The following is a 1,395-nucleotide window of genomic DNA, read 5'->3' as shown; positions in this document are numbered from 1 at the left end:
TGGTTGCGGGGACAGGATTTGAACCTGTGACCTTCAGGTTATGAGCCTGACGAGCTACCGGGCTGCTCCACCCCGCGACAGGGTTGTGACGCGAACGCCCCCGCTGTTTGGGCGGGGGTGTTGGCATCCGTCACCGGATGATGAATTGTGTATGGGTTCTTTGCCCTAAGCGTGTTGCTTCGTATCCGCCGGCTGCAATGCCTGGCGACGACCTACTCTTCCATCGCTTGAGCGATAGTACCATTGGCGCAGTCGGGTTTCACGGCCGAGTTCGGGATGGGATCGGGTGGGACACCGACGCTATAGCCACCAGGCAATGAAGCGGGCGGATGCGAAGCGGGCTTGGGGGTAACCCGTCGCAATTTGCATTGTGACGGGTTTTCAAAATCGATGCACCTTTGTGAAGGTATGTTCTGGCGTTCGACTTGTATCATCCACGCCGTCGCTGACGTTTCGCTGGTGACCCAGGATTGTCATTGATGGTGTGAGACTCTCAAAGCTTCATCAAAGTAATACTTTGATGAAATCTTGTTCAAGCGCGAATAGGACAATTAGTATCGGTTAGCTCCATGCGTTACCGCACTTCCACATCCGATCTATCAAGGTCGTGGTCTCCGACCGTCCTATGAAATCTTATCTTGAGGGAGGCTTCCCGCTTAGATGCTTTCAGCGGTTATCCCGTCCGTACATAGCTACCCTGCTGCGCCGTTGGCACGACGACAGGTACACCAGAGGTACGTTCAACCCGGTCCTCTCGTACTAGGGTCAACTCCTCTCAAATTTCGACGCCCACGGCAGATAGGGACCAAACTGTCTCGCGACGTTCTGAACCCAACTCACGTACCACTTTAATTGGCGAACAGCCAAACCCTTGGGACCTGCTCCAGCCCCAGGATGTGATGAGTCGACATCGAGGTGCCAAACAACCCCGTCGATATGAGCTCTTGGGGGTTATCAGCCTGTTATCCCCGGCGTACCTTTTATCCGTTGAGCGATGGCCCTTCCACGAGGGACCACCGGATCACTATGACCGACTTTCGTCTCTGCTCGACTTGTCAGTCTCGCAGTCAGGCGGGCTTATGCCATTGCACTCTAACAGCCGGTTTCCAACCGGCCTGAGCCCACCATCGCGCGCCTCCGTTACTCTTTAGGAGGCGACCGCCCCAGTCAAACTACCCGCCACAGAGGGTCCCTGTTCCGGCTTACGGAACGAGGTTAGACATCAGAAAACAACAGGGTGGTATTTCACCTATGGCTCCACGTCAGCTGGCGCCAACGCTTCAAAGCCTCCCACCTATGCTACACAGTTCTTTCCTAATGCCACTCTGAAGCTGCAGTAAAGGTGCACGGGGTCTTTCCGTCTAACCGCGGGTACTCCGCATCTTCACGGAGAAT

At 55.3% G+C, this 1,395-nt stretch carries 1 tRNA gene and 2 rRNA genes (1 of these 3 cut by a window edge); all 3 read right to left on the bottom strand.

Annotation, left to right across the window (positions count from 1 at the left end):
* Positions 1-77: transfer RNA gene (locus AC07UH_RS21395), tRNA-Met, on the bottom strand.
* Between the two features lie 122 nt (positions 78-199).
* Positions 200-314 (bottom strand): 5S ribosomal RNA (gene rrf / locus AC07UH_RS21390).
* A 217-nt stretch (positions 315-531) separates the two neighbouring features.
* Positions 532-1,395, bottom strand: a 23S ribosomal RNA gene (locus tag AC07UH_RS21385); it runs 2,030 nt beyond the window's last position.

Source organism: Sphingomonas sp. GW821-FHT04B01, assembly GCF_059420425.1.
The sequence above is the reverse complement of the archived record's forward strand: the minus strand, read 5'-3'. Positions and strand labels throughout refer to the sequence as shown.